This is a genomic window from Methylomonas rivi, from assembly GCF_024505165.1.
GTDB classification, from domain to species: domain Bacteria; phylum Pseudomonadota; class Gammaproteobacteria; order Methylococcales; family Methylomonadaceae; genus Methylomonas; species Methylomonas rivi.
On sequence record NZ_JANIBK010000317.1, the window covers coordinates 1 to 565 of the forward strand.

1 protein-coding gene is annotated in these 565 nt (G+C 59.5%); it reads left to right on the forward strand.

Annotation, left to right across the window (positions count from 1 at the left end):
• A partial coding sequence (locus NP596_RS21440) for a tyrosine-type recombinase/integrase (RefSeq protein ID WP_256617414.1) occupies positions 1-565 on the forward strand: 565 nt, incomplete at both ends.

Genomic DNA, 565 nt, shown 5'->3' on the forward strand with positions numbered 1-565 from the left:
TGAGTTAATGGCCAAGATGCATGCGGTGCATGAGCCTCGCAAACTGCCGGTGGTCTTAAGTCGCGAAGAGGTGGCTCGCTTGCTCGCCGCCGCTGATAATCTCAAACATCAAACGGCCTTATCGGTCGCATACGGCGCCGGCTTGCGGGCTAGCGAGGTGGTGGCATTGAAGATCAGCGACGTCGATAGCCAGCGCATGACCTTGCGCGTCGAACAGGGCAAAGGCAGTAAAGATCGCTATGCGATGTTGTCGCCTGTGTTGCTGGATCGCTTGCGCGCCTGGTGGAAGTTCGCGCACGCCCAAGGCAAAATGCTGCCAGGCGGTTGGCTATTTCCCGGCTTGGACCCTGTCGATCCGCTCAGCACCCGTCAACTCACCCGCGCTATCCATGCCGCCGCCGAGGCCGCGGGGATAGACAAACGGGTATCCATGCATACGCTGAGGCACAGTTTTGCCACGCACTTGCTGGAGCAGAAGGTGGACATCCGCGTCATCCAGGTATTGCTCGGCCACAAGAAGCTGGAGACCACGGCACTGTATGCGCAGGTGGCCACCGATCTTCTA